Source organism: Natronorubrum thiooxidans (assembly GCF_900156475.1).
Lineage (GTDB): Archaea > Halobacteriota > Halobacteria > Halobacteriales > Natrialbaceae > Natronorubrum > Natronorubrum thiooxidans.
Genome location: NZ_FTNR01000007.1, coordinates 146,209 through 161,745, shown reverse-complemented (window position 1 = coordinate 161,745; position 15,537 = coordinate 146,209). Strand labels below are relative to the sequence as shown.

General features: G+C 56.1%; 19 protein-coding genes and 2 pseudogenes. 11 read left to right on the top strand and 10 right to left on the bottom strand.

The window, feature by feature from the left end; genetic code table 11:
* Positions 1-84 precede the first annotated feature (84 nt).
* Entirely contained in the window at positions 85-1,386 is a 1,302-nt protein-coding gene (locus BW940_RS11410) for a dicarboxylate/amino acid:cation symporter (protein ID WP_076609332.1), read from the top strand.
* A gap of 189 nt (positions 1,387-1,575) precedes the next feature.
* Here the strand turns inward: BW940_RS11410 and BW940_RS11405 are convergent.
* From BW940_RS11405 to BW940_RS11375, 6 genes and pseudogenes are all read right to left on the bottom strand, one after another.
* Positions 1,576-2,862 (bottom strand): annotated as a pseudogene (locus BW940_RS11405) (RNA-guided endonuclease InsQ/TnpB family protein).
* A 342-nt stretch (positions 2,863-3,204) separates the two neighbouring features.
* Complete coding sequence (locus tag BW940_RS11395) at positions 3,205-3,621, bottom strand: PIN domain-containing protein (protein ID WP_076609330.1); 417 nt, start codon at positions 3,619-3,621, stop codon at positions 3,205-3,207.
* A 9-nt stretch (positions 3,622-3,630) separates the two neighbouring features.
* Positions 3,631-3,861, bottom strand: coding sequence for a hypothetical protein (locus BW940_RS11390; protein WP_076609329.1), 231 nt, complete (start codon positions 3,859-3,861; stop codon positions 3,631-3,633).
* 787 nt (positions 3,862-4,648) lie between these two features.
* Positions 4,649-4,834, bottom strand: a complete 186-nt coding sequence (locus BW940_RS11385) for a hypothetical protein (RefSeq protein WP_076609328.1) — start codon at positions 4,832-4,834, stop codon at positions 4,649-4,651.
* Positions 4,831-5,181, bottom strand: coding sequence for a HalOD1 output domain-containing protein (locus tag BW940_RS11380; RefSeq protein ID WP_076609327.1), 351 nt, complete (start codon positions 5,179-5,181; stop codon positions 4,831-4,833). The genes BW940_RS11385 and BW940_RS11380 overlap by 4 nt, the downstream gene beginning before the upstream one ends.
* A gap of 84 nt (positions 5,182-5,265) precedes the next feature.
* Positions 5,266-5,910, bottom strand: a complete 645-nt coding sequence (locus BW940_RS11375) for a helix-turn-helix domain-containing protein (protein ID WP_076609401.1) — start codon at positions 5,908-5,910, stop codon at positions 5,266-5,268.
* A 190-nt stretch (positions 5,911-6,100) separates the two neighbouring features.
* Here BW940_RS11375 and BW940_RS11370 point away from each other — a divergent pair, with 190 nt between their 5' ends.
* Both BW940_RS11370 and BW940_RS22665 read left to right on the top strand, forming a co-directional pair.
* The gene (locus BW940_RS11370; protein WP_076609326.1) at positions 6,101-6,766 is read left to right on the top strand and encodes a helix-turn-helix domain-containing protein; all 666 of its coding nucleotides are present in this window, start codon (positions 6,101-6,103) and stop codon (positions 6,764-6,766) included.
* A gap of 58 nt (positions 6,767-6,824) precedes the next feature.
* Positions 6,825-7,232 carry a DUF7344 domain-containing protein gene (locus BW940_RS22665; RefSeq protein ID WP_449406678.1) on the top strand — a complete coding sequence of 136 codons (408 nt, stop codon included), beginning with the start codon at positions 6,825-6,827 and terminating at the stop codon, positions 7,230-7,232.
* A 122-nt stretch (positions 7,233-7,354) separates the two neighbouring features.
* Here BW940_RS22665 and BW940_RS22510 read toward each other — a convergent pair.
* Positions 7,355-7,636 (bottom strand): annotated as a pseudogene (locus BW940_RS22510) (type II toxin-antitoxin system RelE family toxin); the annotation flags it as partial.
* Positions 7,629-7,877 carry a ribbon-helix-helix domain-containing protein gene (locus tag BW940_RS11355; RefSeq protein WP_076609399.1) on the bottom strand — a complete coding sequence of 83 codons (249 nt, stop codon included), beginning with the start codon at positions 7,875-7,877 and terminating at the stop codon, positions 7,629-7,631. The gene BW940_RS11355 and the pseudogene BW940_RS22510, both read right to left, overlap by 8 nt.
* A 126-nt stretch (positions 7,878-8,003) precedes the next feature.
* Here BW940_RS11355 and BW940_RS11350 point away from each other — a divergent pair, with 126 nt between their 5' ends.
* The 7 genes from BW940_RS11350 (at position 8,004) to BW940_RS11315 (ending at position 13,581) form a co-directional block, all read left to right on the top strand.
* Complete coding sequence (locus BW940_RS11350; protein WP_076609325.1) at positions 8,004-8,243, top strand: hypothetical protein; 240 nt, start codon at positions 8,004-8,006, stop codon at positions 8,241-8,243.
* Positions 8,240-8,593 carry a type II toxin-antitoxin system PemK/MazF family toxin gene (locus BW940_RS11345; protein WP_076609324.1) on the top strand — a complete coding sequence of 118 codons (354 nt, stop codon included), beginning with the start codon at positions 8,240-8,242 and terminating at the stop codon, positions 8,591-8,593. The genes BW940_RS11350 and BW940_RS11345 overlap by 4 nt, the downstream gene beginning before the upstream one ends.
* Positions 8,594-9,319: 726 nt before the next feature.
* A complete protein-coding gene (locus BW940_RS11335) occupies positions 9,320-10,315 on the top strand; it encodes a DUF7351 domain-containing protein (protein WP_076609322.1) in 996 nt (331 codons plus the stop codon).
* 230 nt (positions 10,316-10,545) lie between these two features.
* Positions 10,546-11,088 (top strand): cupin domain-containing protein, encoded by a 543-nt coding sequence (locus BW940_RS11330; protein WP_235847795.1) that lies wholly within the window; start codon positions 10,546-10,548, stop codon positions 11,086-11,088.
* Positions 11,089-11,216: 128 nt separating this feature from the next.
* Positions 11,217-11,594, top strand: coding sequence for a winged helix-turn-helix transcriptional regulator (locus BW940_RS11325; RefSeq protein WP_076609321.1), 378 nt, complete (start codon positions 11,217-11,219; stop codon positions 11,592-11,594).
* A gap of 144 nt (positions 11,595-11,738) precedes the next feature.
* Entirely contained in the window at positions 11,739-12,761 is a 1,023-nt protein-coding gene (locus BW940_RS11320) for a methyltransferase (RefSeq protein ID WP_076609320.1), read from the top strand.
* Positions 12,762-12,780: 19 nt separating this feature from the next.
* Positions 12,781-13,581 (top strand): cupredoxin domain-containing protein, encoded by an 801-nt coding sequence (locus tag BW940_RS11315; protein WP_076609319.1) that lies wholly within the window; start codon positions 12,781-12,783, stop codon positions 13,579-13,581.
* A 193-nt stretch (positions 13,582-13,774) separates the two neighbouring features.
* On the opposite strand, the gene BW940_RS11310 is transcribed toward BW940_RS11315, so the two are convergent.
* On the bottom strand, positions 13,775-14,095 hold the full coding sequence (locus BW940_RS11310; RefSeq protein ID WP_076609318.1) for a chorismate mutase: 321 nt from the start codon (positions 14,093-14,095) through the stop codon (positions 13,775-13,777).
* Complete coding sequence (locus BW940_RS11305) at positions 14,092-14,964, bottom strand: shikimate kinase (RefSeq protein ID WP_076609317.1); 873 nt, start codon at positions 14,962-14,964, stop codon at positions 14,092-14,094. Before BW940_RS11305 ends, BW940_RS11310 begins: the two co-directional genes overlap by 4 nt.
* Before the next feature lie 114 nt (positions 14,965-15,078).
* Between BW940_RS11305 and BW940_RS11300 the strand changes: the two genes are divergently transcribed.
* Positions 15,079-15,537: a DUF5796 family protein gene (locus BW940_RS11300; protein WP_076609316.1), complete on the top strand. Its 459-nt coding sequence runs from the start codon at positions 15,079-15,081 to the stop codon at positions 15,535-15,537.

Below are 15,537 nucleotides of genomic sequence, written 5' to 3'. Positions count from 1 at the left end.
AGTTGTTACTATGCTCACTGGTGTATACGGCTGGATTGTGCGTGGTGAACTGTTTCACACGCTGGGATGAAAAGTTAATGTGGAATGGTAACAACACCCATACAAAACGGCTGGAGTCGATACCGATCGGTTCCCATCGTCTATCGGATCGGTGTGGCCTTCGTCCTCGGGTCGATAGTCGGCCTCACCGTCGGCGAACCCGTGACCGTGCTCGAACCGCTTGGCGATCTGTTCGTTCGATTGCTGAGCATGATCGTTGTTCCGATCATCATCTTCACGCTGTTGATGGGAATCAGGCAACTCTCACCCACGTCACTCGGTAAGATTGGCGGTCAGGTCGTGGCGCTCTATGCGATCACCTCCGTGATCGCGGTTACGATCGGCCTGACTGTTGCAAATATCCTCGAGCCGGGAACGGGGATGACGCTAACGGATGCAGAGTTCGATGCTGAGGATGCCCCGAGATTCATGGAGGTATTGCTCGGAATCGTTCCGGAAAACCCCGTCGACGCGATGGCATCCGGCGACATTTTGGCGATGATTTTCTTCGTGATCGTCTTTGGCCTCGCACTCGTCGTCCTTCGCGAACGCACCGACGACAGGGATGTTCAGGACGGTGTCGAGACGTTCTTCAAGTTGGCTGATGCCGGCTCTGAGGCACTGTTCAAGGTCGTGTGGGGTATTATGGAGTACGGCGTGATCGGTATCTTCGCGCTCATGGCCGTTGCGTTCGCCGAAGCCGGCGTCGACGTGTTCGGCACCTTCGCGATGCTGGCACTGACGCTAGTACTCGGCGTCACGATTCACGTCACCGTTGTCTATCTCGGTGTGATGATTCTCATCTTGACCCAGCAGTCGCCCATCGCATTCCTCGTCGGAATCAAGGATGCGCTGGTAACAGCACTGGGGATCAGCTCATCAAGTGCGACGTTACCGGTTTCGATGTCGAATGCTGACGAGAACCTCCACGTCAACGAAGCCATCTACAGTTTCTCACTCCCGCTCGGCGCGACGATCAATATGGATGGAACGGGCATGTACCTCGGAATCGTCGCCATCTTCGCTGCGAATATTGTTGATGTTTCTCTGACACTTACCGAGCAGATTTCCATCGTCGCAATCGCCGTCCTTGCAGGGATCGGGACCGCGGGCGTTCCGAGTGCGGGACTGGTTTTGATGACCCTCGTTCTCACACAGGTTGGCCTCCCGGTCGCGGTCGTCGGCTTTATCGCAGGAATTGATCCGCTCCTTGATCGGTTGCGAACGATGACGAACGTCGCCGGTGATCTGGCTGTCGCAACGCTCGTCGGCCACTGGAACGGCGGCGTTGATTTCTCGAGCGGATCGTGGAGCGACGAGCCACAAGTGGCCCTGAGCGACGACTAACGGCAGATCGTTTTCGGTAGATCCCGTTTCACGACGGTTTGTCGTGGCATCTTGATCCCCTCTCGAGTGTGTACGAACGGACCCTCGCCGCGATTTCTACACGTGCATACTGTGCTATGTCTCTCGATGGCGATGAAACCGATCGTGCGTTAGACTACGGAACGACCCGTCTGTGACTTCCTCTCCACCCTACTCGCTCACGGCTTGCGCCGCTCGCTCCTTGAGGGTGGGGCTTCCTGTTTCCACGACGCGCTTTGCAGGAACCGAATCGGTTCCCGTAGGGAGCGCAGTCTCCGCAGGCGTTCGAAAATCGTCTGCCGATTTTCGCAGCCCATCAGAATCTTTCGATTCTGGGAACGTTGATTCGGGACTGCCCGTCTCTACTTGCTTTAGTCCACGCACCAAGATGTTGTAGGCCGCGTTCCAGTCCCTGTCGGCGGTGAAACCACAGGAAGGACAAGAATGTTCGCGGACCCTCAATGGCTTGTCTGACTCGGTACCGCAGGCCGCGCACTCTTTGGTCGTCCCGGCCGGATCGACGGCCACGAAGTGCGTGCCTTCGCGTTCGCACTTGTACTCGAGCATTCGGAGGAACGTTCCCCACGCTGCTCCGGCACGGTTGCGGCTGTTCGACGGGAGTTCCATCAGCCCCTTCGCGTCGAGGTCTTCGACTGCAACGAGGTCGTACTCTCGAGCGTAGTGGTTCGAGAGTTTGTGAAGGAAGTCTTGGCGCTTCCGTTGCAGGTCGGCGTGACGTTTGGCGACGACTCGCTGTTGCTTGCGGTAGTTCGCCGATCCGTGTTCTTTCCGCGAGAGTTTGCGTTGCTCGCGTTCCAACCGTTTGCGTTCGTCGGACAAGTCGGGACGTTCGACAGCGGTGCCGTCGGTGTCGTGAGCGTACTTCAGAATGCCCACGTCGATCCCGACACAATCCTCGAGTGTCTTGGATTTCTCTGGTGCTTCGTCCTCGGTTTCGATTCCAAGGACGGCAAACCACTCGCCGGTCGGTTCTTACTTGACGACGACCTCTTTGATCGTAGCGTCATCGGGAACGTCGCGGTGGTAGACCAGCGGAATATCACCGATTTTGGAAAGAGAAAGCACAGTACGGCCACTCGTGTTTTTGAGTTCGAAGCCGGTTTGACTGTACTTGATCGAGCGGTATTCTTGCGGGCCTTTCCACTTGAGTTCGCCGACGCAGTAGCCATTGTCCTTCCGGCCTTTCAGTGTTGAGAGGTTGTCATATAGTCGCTGTACGACCTTCTGCAATACCTTCGAATGGACTTGCTTCAACTCGGTCCACTCGCGTTTGAGGTCGGGAAGGACCGACTGCTCGGAGTAGGCGGTTGTGCCGTCCTCTCGGTTGAGTCGGTGCAGGAAGTGGTTGTAGACCTGTCGGCAGGTGTCGACGGTCCACGCTAACCGTTCGTGGAGTTCGTCGGTTGGATTGAGCCGATACCTGTAGTTGTAGCGCATGGTCTACTCGTCTTCGTCGGTTGGATCGGTGGTCCACTGCTCGAACTCCCGTTGTTGAGCGTCGTTTCGCAACTCCTGTTGCAACTTCAAGAGCGAGATCTCTGGGAGCCAGCACCACCATCGGTGAGTAGTGAGTGAGTGCAATCGAAGCAATCGTACGTCGTGCTATCTATTGCTCCGTTGCTCCACCTCGTTCAGGTAGCTGAAATCCATGATGGAATCTCGTGAAAATTGTCTTTCGGTTCACTCTCAGGACATCGAATACGGGCGTAACAGAATTCCTATTGCTGCCATATATAAAAGAAGAGACTTCCTCATTCTACAGGCCACTGTTTGGATCGGCTAGAGCGTGTCGAACGAGTCGATCACGTTGCTCGTCGAGTGGGCCTCGACGACATCCTGTTGCTCGAAGTCGGAGTCGTCGCTCCAAATGTCGGCATCGGTAGCGAGGGCACACGCCACGTACAACACGTCGTCGGGATCAGTGTCGCCGATTGCCGCGTCGGCCTCCTCTATATACGGATAGAACTCGCTGGCGGGAACGATTTTGATATACTGGAAGAGGAGGTCGATAAACTGTGCGACTCGATCTGGAGCCATACCTGATTTCTCGACAATCAACTCCGTGTAGTTCTCGAGCTCGTCGTGGACAAACTCGGGTGTCACGAGATCCGGTTCGAGCGTGACGATGAGTTCGCGGGTTTTCGAGTCGGCGATGAGCGCGGAGATGACGACATTGGCGCCGATAACCAGCCTCATTCGTTGGGACTACTCCGACTCTTCTTCGACGCGGTCGCGTGCGCTCTCGTTGACCTTGTTGGCTATTTCCGCGACGTCGCTCTCTGTGAGTTGGCTTCCGGACGTGAGTTCGGCCATCACGTCGAGCGTCTTGATCTTCTCTTGGATAGCCTGGCGGGTGACCTCACTCCAGTTGATTTCCGGATGTTGCTCCATTCGGTCTTTGAGGTCGTCATCGACATTAACGGTGATACTGGGCATACAGAATACTATGTACACACAGAATCTTGTGTTTTTGGGTGGAAACACAGTAGCAGAACTGACCGCTCGCTTCGCGGTGTTCCTCTCATCGAGACTGAGCGGGGTACTCGGCGGTGTTGTTGGAACGTATTCGTCGCGGACGAATCCGGTCTTCCGGTTGCTCATCGACTCCGACTGAACGCGAAAAATCCCTCAGAAACGTATTCTAAATCCCTAATTGGGTGCTAGAGTGTCTGATACGTGTTTTTGACCCTTATTGACTCTCCCGCTGCTCTACTTTGTTCAGTTCAATAACTCACGTAACACGCTTTCGTGTACTTTTCCGGTATCTCAATCTCCCTCTCACATCTTCGATTACGGAGGAGGTGGAAGCAGGCTTACTGCCCACGTGTCGATAACAGTAGATAAGGGTAGGATTTTTGTTCAGAGTTATCCGCGATAGTCGTGGTGTGTACACGTGCGTACTGATCGCTGGGATTTCTACCAGCTATGGATGATGTTCGTAGCGTCATGCAAGCCCCAGGGCGCATATTCAGCAGCGAAGCGATTATCGTCCCAGGTTATTTGTCATGAACGTCAGCGATCTGTTCGAGAAATCGACGCATCTCGTCGGATTTCAGTCCTCGTCGTCCTTCGTCTTCGAACCTGTCGAACTCGACGAGTCTCATGTCCACTAGTTTGGGGAGTAGAACGTGATGAAGTTCGTAACAGATCGTGAGGTACTTCCCGGAATCAAGAGTCTCTCACGAACCTGTTATCTGCGACGACCGGTAGCCCTCGTCGTCGGTCACTCCGAATGCTCGTTCTTTTCGACTTCTGTGACGATCACGTCCCAGTCAGGATGTTCGACCCCATTCCGACATTCAAATCCGCCTTCCACATCGATTCCACTCTCGTAGGCCCTGCGAAGGAGGGCTTTCAGCTCCGCATTCAATTCCTCTTTCGACGTAAGCGAGGTCTCCTCAGTCGTCATCTTCCCGCGCCCCTATCGTGTTTCTCCGCTGTAAGTTCGTGTTCTGGTGTGATGGAGATTACACCGTAGCTGTGTACGGTTATCGCGTGCCCCTCGTGCGTGAAGGTAACGTGGGTATCTCCATTCGTCCCGTTTCGAACGTGGACAAACGCATCTAATTCGTCGGAGTCAATAGTGGAATAGAGCGGGTCGAGTTCAACCGGATCAGTCCCTATTAGATCCGCCAGTGTTGCGATAACAGCCATGCTCGCGGGTGTCTTCTCCTGATCGAACTGGGTACGAACAGCCCCAGGTTCCTGAGAGTACTCGACGGCTTCGACCCTAATCCCAGATACCGTTGCGTCCATCTTGCCCGATTCTAGCCGTCTGAGTCGGTTTAATAGGCACACTGATTGTACAGAGGGTTTAAATCGAGGAGCGTGCCCGGACGATCACACCGAACTACTGAGTGTCGCTCCAATGAGGCGTCGATGACCGCGTCGAAGACGTGACGATAGTGACTGCTGGGTGATGCCGAGTTCGTCAGCGACCTCTTCGAGCGACACCTCGCGTGGGGTGTTGAAATATCCTCGCTCGTAGGCCAATATTAGCGCCTCGCGTTGGGTCTCGGTCAATTCGTAGCCCTCTCCCTGGATCGGAAGCATTGCGTGGACGGCGGTGATCGCTATCGGAATATCGTTTTCCTGGCAGTCCTCTCGAAACTCGGCGATTGTCTCCTGACTCTCTCCGCGCACCTCGAATCGCCACTCGTCTTTCGTACCGACCCCGGAGAGCACGACGACGTTGGCTTTGGCCAAGGCACTCAGGATGCCGAAGTACTCTTGTTCCCACTCGGCACGCATGAGATACTCGTCTTCGACGCTATCGACCACTCGGATGTTTCTCACGCCGGCGTGTTGTTCGAACGCAGCTTCGATGTCCCCCGTTTCTGCACCACGCACCCAAAAGTACGGGATAATTAGCGTCTCGTGTGGGATCAGTCGCTCCAGTTCGACCGTTACTCCCGGCAAGTTCTCGAACACACTTCCCAGTGGAAACTCCGCTACCGGACTCGTAAACTCCATCACAGTCGCCATGCGGAACCCTTCGTCTAGCAGGCCGATAACCGGCATGGGTGGTGTATCATGGCTTCGAGACGAGTCAACGCACCGTTGCTGGCCGAGATGGTGTGCGCTGCGAGCGGGGAGTCCGTTTGATACCCGGAATCCATGGTACACCATGTCGTCTCCTTTTGTACGACCGGGCAATCTAGTCGCACAAGCGAGCATGAGTGTGATAACGGAGATTCGTATCCCATCCGATGCTTTTGAACTCGGGCAAATCCTCAATCTAGAGAATGCGTCGGCAATCGAACTCGAAACGCTCGTCCCAAGTGGGGACGTCACCGTGCCGCTCTTCTGGGTCTACGATCCGGTCGAAACCGGCTTTCTCGATACCGTTGAGCGTTATCCAACGGTCAATAGCGTCACGGAGGTGGACGTGTTTGACGACCGGACGCTGTTCAGGCTCGACTGGGATGCGAGCCAGGATCACCTTTTTCAGTGCATTTTGGAACACGAAGGGCAGATACTGAGTGCTACTGGATCACCTGAAAGATGGAATTTCGAGCTCCGATTCTCAGACCGCGAGGCGTTTAGTCAGTGCCAAACCTGTTGTGAGGATGCGCAAATCTCCCTGGAATTAACCCGTATATACAATCCGGCGAACCCCGATGCTGGCTCGTGGTACGGTTTGAGTGAGCCCCAACGAGAAGCGCTTACGCTTGCCATTCGAATGGGATACTACGATATTCCACGCGGCTGTACGACCGCGGAGTTAGCTGACGACCTCGGAATTTCCGATCAGGCAGTGACAGAGCGACTGCGTCGGGCCATCGGTGCATTCGGAAGACACGCGCTTCTCACGCCCGAGTCAGCGGCGCACATGGACTGACTGTTTCCATTATACACCATGGGGCAGAGCCAGGCAGTTGGGCCTCCGTTATGAGAGTATGGATGAGAGTCGAAAGCCGGGGACACATGATATCCAGTCAATTGATTCGGTTTCCGGTTCTTCGGGGCGTGAGAGAGCGATTTCCCCCAATACGGTTCTGTCAGCAGTAGCGAACGAACATCGACGCGCCATCCTTGACGCGTTAGACAACGCTTCTGAGAAGACACTGGAATACGATGTGCTCGTGGATCGCGTTGCAGACAGGGTTCGGGACGAAGACGCGAAACGAGAGTCAGCCGAACACCGACAACGCGTCCGGATCGCACTTCGCCATACCCACCTTCCAAAACTGGACGAGGCTCGGATAATCGACTATGAGACTGAAACGGGACACGTCCAGTTTATTGGCGGCGAACTGGAACGAGACCTCCTGACGCTGATCGAGCCGTACGACGTCCACGAGTGAGGGATGGGTGGGAATTTGGGGTCGTGTTTCCTGACTTTGCAACAACGTGTGGATTTTTCGAAGGTCTCCCGAACCAGGCTATCGGTCTTAATAATTTTTGATGGTAATTGATTAAAATTCGTGTCGTCGTCAGCTGTATACGCGCCTCCACGACGCTTGATTCGAGCAACGACCATTCGGTGCGCGTCCGGGTGGAAAGTGACCGCAAGACGGAACTCGCCGATACGTACCTTACGACGTGAGCTATTCTGGAGCTGTTCACCATAGTCTGGTGGGTCACGCCACGGAGAATCAATAATTTCGTCGAGTTTATGAATGATGCGCTGCTGTTCGTTCGAATTGAGGGCAGTGAGATCGTCCTGCGCTTTCGATGCGAGTTCCCACGTCCATTCGTCGTCACTCATTCGTCCCATCAGTGCCGAATCGCTCGCGTGCTTCTTCGGCACTCATCGTCCGTTCTTCACGGACATCTTCTTCGGCCTGGAGGAGTGCAACGAGTTCATCGCGGTCAAACGTGGGGTGTTCAACGGCATCGCGTAAGGTATACCGAATAAATTCGCTACGGCTGTTGAATCCTCGTCCTTGCCACGTATCTTCGATTTCGTCGAGAAACGACCGTTTGACTTCACGCGAATTGTATGCTATTCGCTATCGGCTCTCACGCTGCTCTACTTTGTTCAGGTAGATAAAATCTATGGTATGGTCCATCGAAAATACCGCAGTGGGTAATAGTGGGTAATGCTTATTGGGTAGTAGAATCTAGTCGAGAGCATGACGAAAGTGGATGCGCGAGACCTCCAAACCAACGAGACTGACGACCGAGGCCGAATTTATCTCGGGACGGAGTACGCGAACAAGCGCGTAACTGTCGCCGTCGTTGAAGTAGAATCCGACCAGCCAGACGAAAATGAACTGGCTGCCGCGTATCGCGAGGCTTCTGAGAGTGCGGAAGAACTTGTGGACGAGTGGGACGAAGCGTCGGATGAAGCGTGGGGCGGGCTGAATAAATGAGCGAAGGCACGGAGATTCGTCGCGGCGATGTCGTTATTGTTCGGCTCGATCCTGCGGAAGGACACGAGATGAAGAAAACTCGCCCCGCAGTAGTCGTCCAGAATGACGTCGGGAACGAAAACGCCAGTACAACTATTGTCGCACCTGCGACGGGAACGTATCGAGGCTATCCGTTCGAGGTTCTTGTCGAAGCAGCGGAGTCGCCGTTCGAGAAAGATTCCTCGATCCGCCTCGACCAGATTCGTGTCGTCTCTATCGAAAAACGGATTCACTCGGTGCTTGGAAGCCTCGACGGGGAGACGATGGAGGCGGCGGACGGGGCGTTGAAACTGAGTCTCGGACTGGACTGACGTATCTGCCGTGATCAGTATAGAGCGTGCGTGTACTGGTTGGCACTCCTTGGTTTACAGAATAATTATAATTCAGTCTACCTAATCAAACAGTATGTCCGCGCTTCGGTCCGCCCTTTTTGATTGGAACCTGAATCGAGTGGCAAGAGTTGCTGTGAGCGGTATTGCAGTTTTCCTCGCAATTCGACTCACGGATGGGTTACTGGTTGGACTCGGAGTAGCAGTCGCACTGGCTATGGTACTTGATGTTCCGTGGTGGCTGTACGACCGATACGCTCAGTCAGACAAGTGATGTATTTGCACGTGTAGTGTCCGCTGGTTCTGGTGATCGGTCTACTGCTCAAACCATTCAACACGAACCAACTGAACAGCAACCGGAAGATTTCCAATCGCTTATTGGGCGTTACACGCGCTTAGAAACCCACTTAGTGCTATCTACTATCCCTTTGCTCGACCTTGTTCAGGTAGCTAAAATACATTATACTATCTAGTACAATAAAGTAATTCTGGAATATTCAAGGCATCGAAAACAGGCGATACAGATGCTTACAGGAGCCCACATATAATTGAATACGCGCCGCTATCAATGAGGTCTGTCGAGATCTTCTAATCGGGGAGACACTGCTGCGGTAGTGGTAAATCCATGGCGCGTATCTTACAATTTTCTCAGTCTCCCGCGGACTGTCTGGAGGTGCGTTTTATGGTTTTGGAATGTGTATAGGTAACATGGAACAGACCCGATTCACTCCTGATCTCGACCTGGACGGGCTTTCCTCGGACGAGGCTTTCGGCATTCTGGGGAACGAAATACGGCTGGACATCATTCGCGTACTCTGGCGGGCAGGTGCCGCCTACGAATACGACGACGGCTCTGACGCCGTCGAGACGGTGTCATATTCTGAGTTACAATCCGAGATTGATATCGATGATAACGGGAAGTTCAACTACCATCTCTCGAAACTCGCTCCCCATTTCGTCCGACGAACTGACGACGGATACCGGCTGAGCAGTGCGGGTAAGCAGATCGCCAGAACGGTGATAGCCGTTTCCGGAGCGGAGAGCCTCGACTTCTCTCGAGAACTCGATGAGAGTTGCCCGCTATGCGGAGCAGCCGTTGCGGTCACCTACGAGGATCAATGGCTTCGAGTCAGATGTACCGAATGCTACGGATTGTTCGGCGATCAGGCACCAGTCGGAACGCTCTTCCTCACGAATTACCCGGCAGCAGGACTAACGACTCGCGACTCTGAACAAGCACTCGCAGCCGGTCTCTATCGGTGTGCGCTGGACATCACTTATCTGATGTATGGTATCTGCTGTGAGTGTGCGGGACAGATCTCGTCGTCGGTGACGGCCTGTGACGTGCACGAAGTGGAGAATGGTCTGCCCTGCGATTCCTGTGGAACGCCGTTCCCAGTCTGGGCAGACATGAAGTGTGATACCTGTGGGTTCGCCAAGCGGTTGCCGGTCGAGATGTTCGCGACTGGTCTCGTCTTGGCGACTGAACTGACCGGCAATCCCGAGTTGGACATCGACTCACCCGCGCTCGACGAGGCCATCGAATTGCTTCAGAACAGCGTCGAGACATCGGTCTCTACGAAGCCCCTCCGCGTATCGCTTGCTATCGAGGTCGAGACGACAGAGTTCACTCTCACGCTGGACGACGAGATGAACATCGTCGAGTTCGATCGGGAGCCACGGACAGACACCGTTGTTTCGTAATCCGGATACGTCTGGCTCTATTAGAGAAATGTTCTTCTCCTAATATATAAGTCGGTCTCGGTGCTAGCACTAGCTGCTCGTAACAGAGCACAATCCGGCACCGTGGCGTCCGTTACGTGGAAGTGTCTCAAGCCGACACAAGCACCGGAACGGACGGCACAGGAGGTAACGAATGTCCATGACAAGCAAATCGATGCCGAACAGCGAGGGTGTACCATGAGGGTAACTCCATGACGGCAGTAGATCGCGGCAAGCAGGATCGCGTCCTCGATTGGGGTGGTTTCCCTGGCCGCTGGGAGATCACGCGTTCGACAGCGGACACGGACGGCGAGCTGTTGGAAATGCGGTTTGAGATCGAAACCGTTCCCGAGGAAGGCCCGTTCGTCCACACCCATCCACACGCCGAGGAGCGCTACGAGGTGGTTTCAGGTGTGCTGGAAGTGTACGTAGACGGGGAATGGATGGAGGTAACGGCTGGTGAGGAACACACCGTCCCTCCGGGCACGGCCCATACGTTCAGGAATACGACCCCGGTCGAAATTGTAAACGTCCACGAGCCCGCGCTACAGCACGAGGCGTTCTTCCGGCGGTTCCATCAGCTCGTCACGGAGCGAGGAGTGTCACTACCTCCGGAGGGATTCAACGACATCCTGCTGTTAGCGATGCTGACGACGGAACACGAGGAGGACATCTACGCGGTGAGCCCACCGCATTGGGCCTTCAAGGCCCTGTCTGTCCTCGGACGTGTGTTGGGATACCGCCTGCCTGACTAACCGGTTTCTTCGATTAGGAGTGACTTCAGGGAATACGATTTGAGATCGAACCCCGGTAGCTGCAACATCGGCTAGATCGGGCGTGAGGTGGGTTTTTGATGTGTGAAAGTGTAACATGGGATGGGACAATGAATTGTAACGACACGCTCCCCCCGAAACCCGGTCGTGATAACGACGTGTTCGAGATATGTCCGGTCGCACGGGCGTTCGAGATCGCCGGGTCAAAATGGCGCCTCACCGTCTTACGGTGCCTTCATCTCTGGGGAGAACAGCGGTTCTCCGAACTCCAAGAAACGTCGACCGCTGATTCGGCTACCCTCTCGCGAGTACTCGGAGAACTGGAAGAGCGGAATCTCGTTAGTCGACGATTGGAGGACAGGCCGATCGCCACCTACTACAGCCTGACCGAACGGGGCGAAGCACTTGCCGGCGTGTTCGACGCGTTCGAAGAGTGGGCTCTCGAGTGGACAGTTGCAGATCTCCCCGAAGGGCAGAGCCCGAAATAACCACAGTCAACTGGAGCGAACGCGGTTACATTTTGTTACCCAGCAATAGGTCTCCTATCGACTCATACAAATGTAACATTAATTATATGTTTGCCCGGGGCGACGACTTCGATGTGGTCATCCCGATCACGGAGGCTAACACGCATGCCAGCAGAAGACCCCAGACCGAACCAGATCATGGAGATCGGGTTGGGTTTCCAAGCATCGAAGACGCTATTGACCGCAACCAAACTCGGCGTATTCGAGGCGCTGTCTGCCGAATCGAAGACGCGGGCCACGCTCGAGGACGAACTAGGGCTTCACCCACGAAGTTCAGCTGATTTCCTCGATGCCCTCGTCGCGCTGGATTTCCTCGAGCGTGAGGACGGTGAGTACCGCAATACCCCTGAGGCTGACGTCTTCCTCGTTCCAGGAGGCCCCTCTTACCTCGGTGGGTTTCTTGAGATGGCCAACGATCGTCTCTACCACTTCTGGGGAGACCTCGAAGAGGGGCTGCGGACCGGTAGCTCCCAGAACGAACTCGAAGATCATGATACCCATCCCTTCGAAGGCGTCATCTACCAGAACGATGCGATCCTCGAACAGTTCGTCGGGGCGATGACCGGACTGAGTCTGGGCGTCGCGAACGCACTCGCCGAGGAATTCCCATGGGCGAGATTCGAAACGGTAGTTGATCTCGGAACCAGTGAAGGGATCGTCCCCAAGCGCATCGCCGAGGAGAACGACCACATCCACGCGATCGGTGCTGACCTCCCCCGTGTCGAACCCTACTTCCAGGACTTCGCAAGCCAGAGTCCCGCCGCCGACCGGATTGAATTTCGTCATGCCGATTTCTTCGCCGACGAACCGTTACCGGCTGCCGACGTCTACATTCTCGGTCATATCCTTCACGATTGGGGCCTCGACGACAAGCGAGAAATTCTCGCGAAGGTGTCTGAGGCCGTCAACCCCGGCGGGACTGTCATCGTCTACGGGACGATGATCGACGAGCAACGCCGTGACGCCGAACTGCCGTTGCTGATGAGCTTGAACATGCTGCTGGAGACGCCGGAGGGCTTCGATTACACCGCTGGAGAGTGCATCGAGTGGCTTCACGACGCCGGCTTCGAGGGTGGTGAATCCAGACCACTTCCCGGCCCGGAAACGATGGTACAGGCACGGAAGTAATGCACACCGAACATCACCAATGGCACGTACACCAGACCGAACAGCGGAGAAACCCGAAGAACCGCATAGTCAACCGATCTGCCGACGCAGAACCGTCCTCAGAGCTACCGGACTCGGCGCGGCGCTCCCGATATTCGGAGGGACTGCAAAGGCGCGAGAGAGTGCCTTTGCACCGTCAGACGAGCACGATGAGACCGATAATGCCAGCCGCCCGATTATCCATTCCCACTTCGGCTATTCAGGGACGAGCGAGGACGAGATTCCGAGCCGGTTGGGGCCGGACGAGACCGTCGAGCTCCACGCCGACGAGGACAAAATCGACGATGCGAATCTCCCGGCCCAAACGGTCGAGTTCGGTGCGTTCCACTTCGCCCCCGTGGGACTCCACGTGGAGCCGGGGGCGATCGTCGAATTCGATTTCCACACGCCGGAACACACGGCGACGGCGTACCACCCTGGTCAAGAGCGCCAGCAACGCGTCCCCGACGGCGTTCCTGCGTTTTCATCGACGGTCAACGAGCACCACGGGTTCTGGCTCTATTGCTTCGAGGACGAAGGTGTGTATGACCTGTTCTGTGCCCCGCATGAATGGGGTGGGATGGGCATGCGAATCGTCGTCGGGGACGATCCCGGCAATATCGTGCGGGCTCCTGGCCGTCCACCGCTTCCGATGACCGCCGCACTCCTCGGGACAGGACTAGACGGGGATATCGGCCATCCAGACATGGAACCGCAGAAAATCATCGACAACGGGCCAATCTCCGGGCACGACTTGGGTATCGATCTCGAGGTGACGATAACGGGGCCAAGTCCAACCTGATATCTCGCCTAGTTTGACTTCTGCTTTCTGTGAACGAGTAGAACTGAGTGAAGGAGACAGTCTCTGTATGCTGTACGCGACGCCTGTCTACTGAAAGATTCCTGTGTTATCGATCGACGAACGAAAGAGCAACTACCGGAAGAAGATTTTGCAATCCGGACAGCAGTAGATGCCCTGAAACGCCCGAATACGGCTACCTGCTCTCGCGCTGTTCGACCTTGTTCAGTTCGATTAATAGCCGAAAGATTGCTTTTACCAGGTTGGCATCGACGTCGAACTGCTCTGCGTTGTCGCCTGCTCGGTCCATGACCTGCTGTTCCTGTGTTTCGTCGGTCGTCGGCAGCCCTTGTTCGTCTTTGACCTGGGCAATCGTGTCCGCAACGTAGGTTCGCTGTGCGATCAGTTCAACGATCTCCCGATCGATCGTCTGGATCTCCTCGCGCAGTTCGTCGAGGCTCATCTCGTCTGGCGTTCGATTCGCTTCGTCTCCGTTCATCGTTGTGTCTCGAGTCATTGGATCTGTGTCCCATCGGTTCGCGTCTGCAGTAATCGTGTCGTTCCGTCGCGCTCGGCCCATCGATCCTGCACCGTCTCGAGCGTCTCGCGCTCGCCAACGGCGACGTAGCTCGGCCCGGTGCCGGACAGCGAGACGCCGGCGACATCGGGCAAGGCGTCGATCATGGGGCCCGTCGAAAAGTCGAGGGCGCCACAGAACGCGAAGCCGTTGACGGTCATGGCCTCGCCGTAGCGGCCATCAAGAGCGAGTTCCGCGACGAGGTCGGCCATCGGGGCGATTCGCTCGCAGGCGGAGACGTCGGCGTCGGCGCTAAACGACTGTTCGGGTGGCGTGTAGACCAGTGCATGCCAGTCGACTTCCTCGCGGGCGAGCAGTTCGTCGGCCGTGTTGTCGGTGACTGTGACGCCGCCGAGCATGCTCGCGCTGGCGTCGTCGAACGCACCGGTGACGGTGACGCCGGCATCGCGGGCCGCTCGGACGCCGAGTCGGCAGGCGTCGATCCGATCGACCGCATCACTGACCTCGAGCGCGTCGAGCGTCGCCATCACGGTTGCGTTCGCCGCAGCGCTCGAACTCTTCAATCCCGAGGCCATCGGGACGTCGCTGTTCGTCTCTACGTGCGCGCCCACAGTTGAGTCATCGAGTCCTGCAGCGTCGGCGTGTTCGGCGATCGTGAACTCGGCACAGCGCTCGACGAGTGTCGTATCGGCGTCGGGCTGGCCGGCGATCTCGGCAGTGACCTCGCCATCGTCGGTGAGTTCGACCGTAGCTGTCGTCTCGAGATCGATCGCAAACGCCGAGCCGGTTCCGGTTGCAAGCGCGTTGAGAACCGTCCCAGCTGCCGGGGCAACGGCGCGGCCGTTCATATCGAAATCGTCTCAGAGCGTGTATTTACGGCTGACGGTCTCGATGCAGCGAGTCGACACGGCGATGGAACCGGAACCGGTCGCTTTTCCCCGTTGCCGTCGAATCGGAGGCTAATGAGCGCGCGAAGCAACGTCGCACCCAGCACCATCGGTGTCGACTTTGTCGAGGGTGGCGTCGTCGTCGAGTACCTCGATGGTCGGGAGGTTTTCTATCATGGTCCGCCCAAACCCGTCGACGGTGCGATAACGACTCCACCAGGCAAGGAAGTCCACGTTCTCGTCACTGATCCCGATGGTATCAACGGTGTCATGACCTACGTCAACGACCGTAACACCCACGACGAGATCCTCGAGTCGACCGGTGTTGGTCGCGTGATGCTCGAGGGGGACGACGAGGAGGAACTGTTCCCGGGCGTGACCGTCGCGACGGAGGCGTACTCGATCCGCGTCGAAGCCGACCTCTCGCTGGTCGATGGCCGGGTGTTCGTCTTCGCTGAAGACGAGATGAGCGAACACGCCTACGAACTCGTCGCGAGCGAGGACAGTTCCGACGACGCCGACCAGCACGACTGA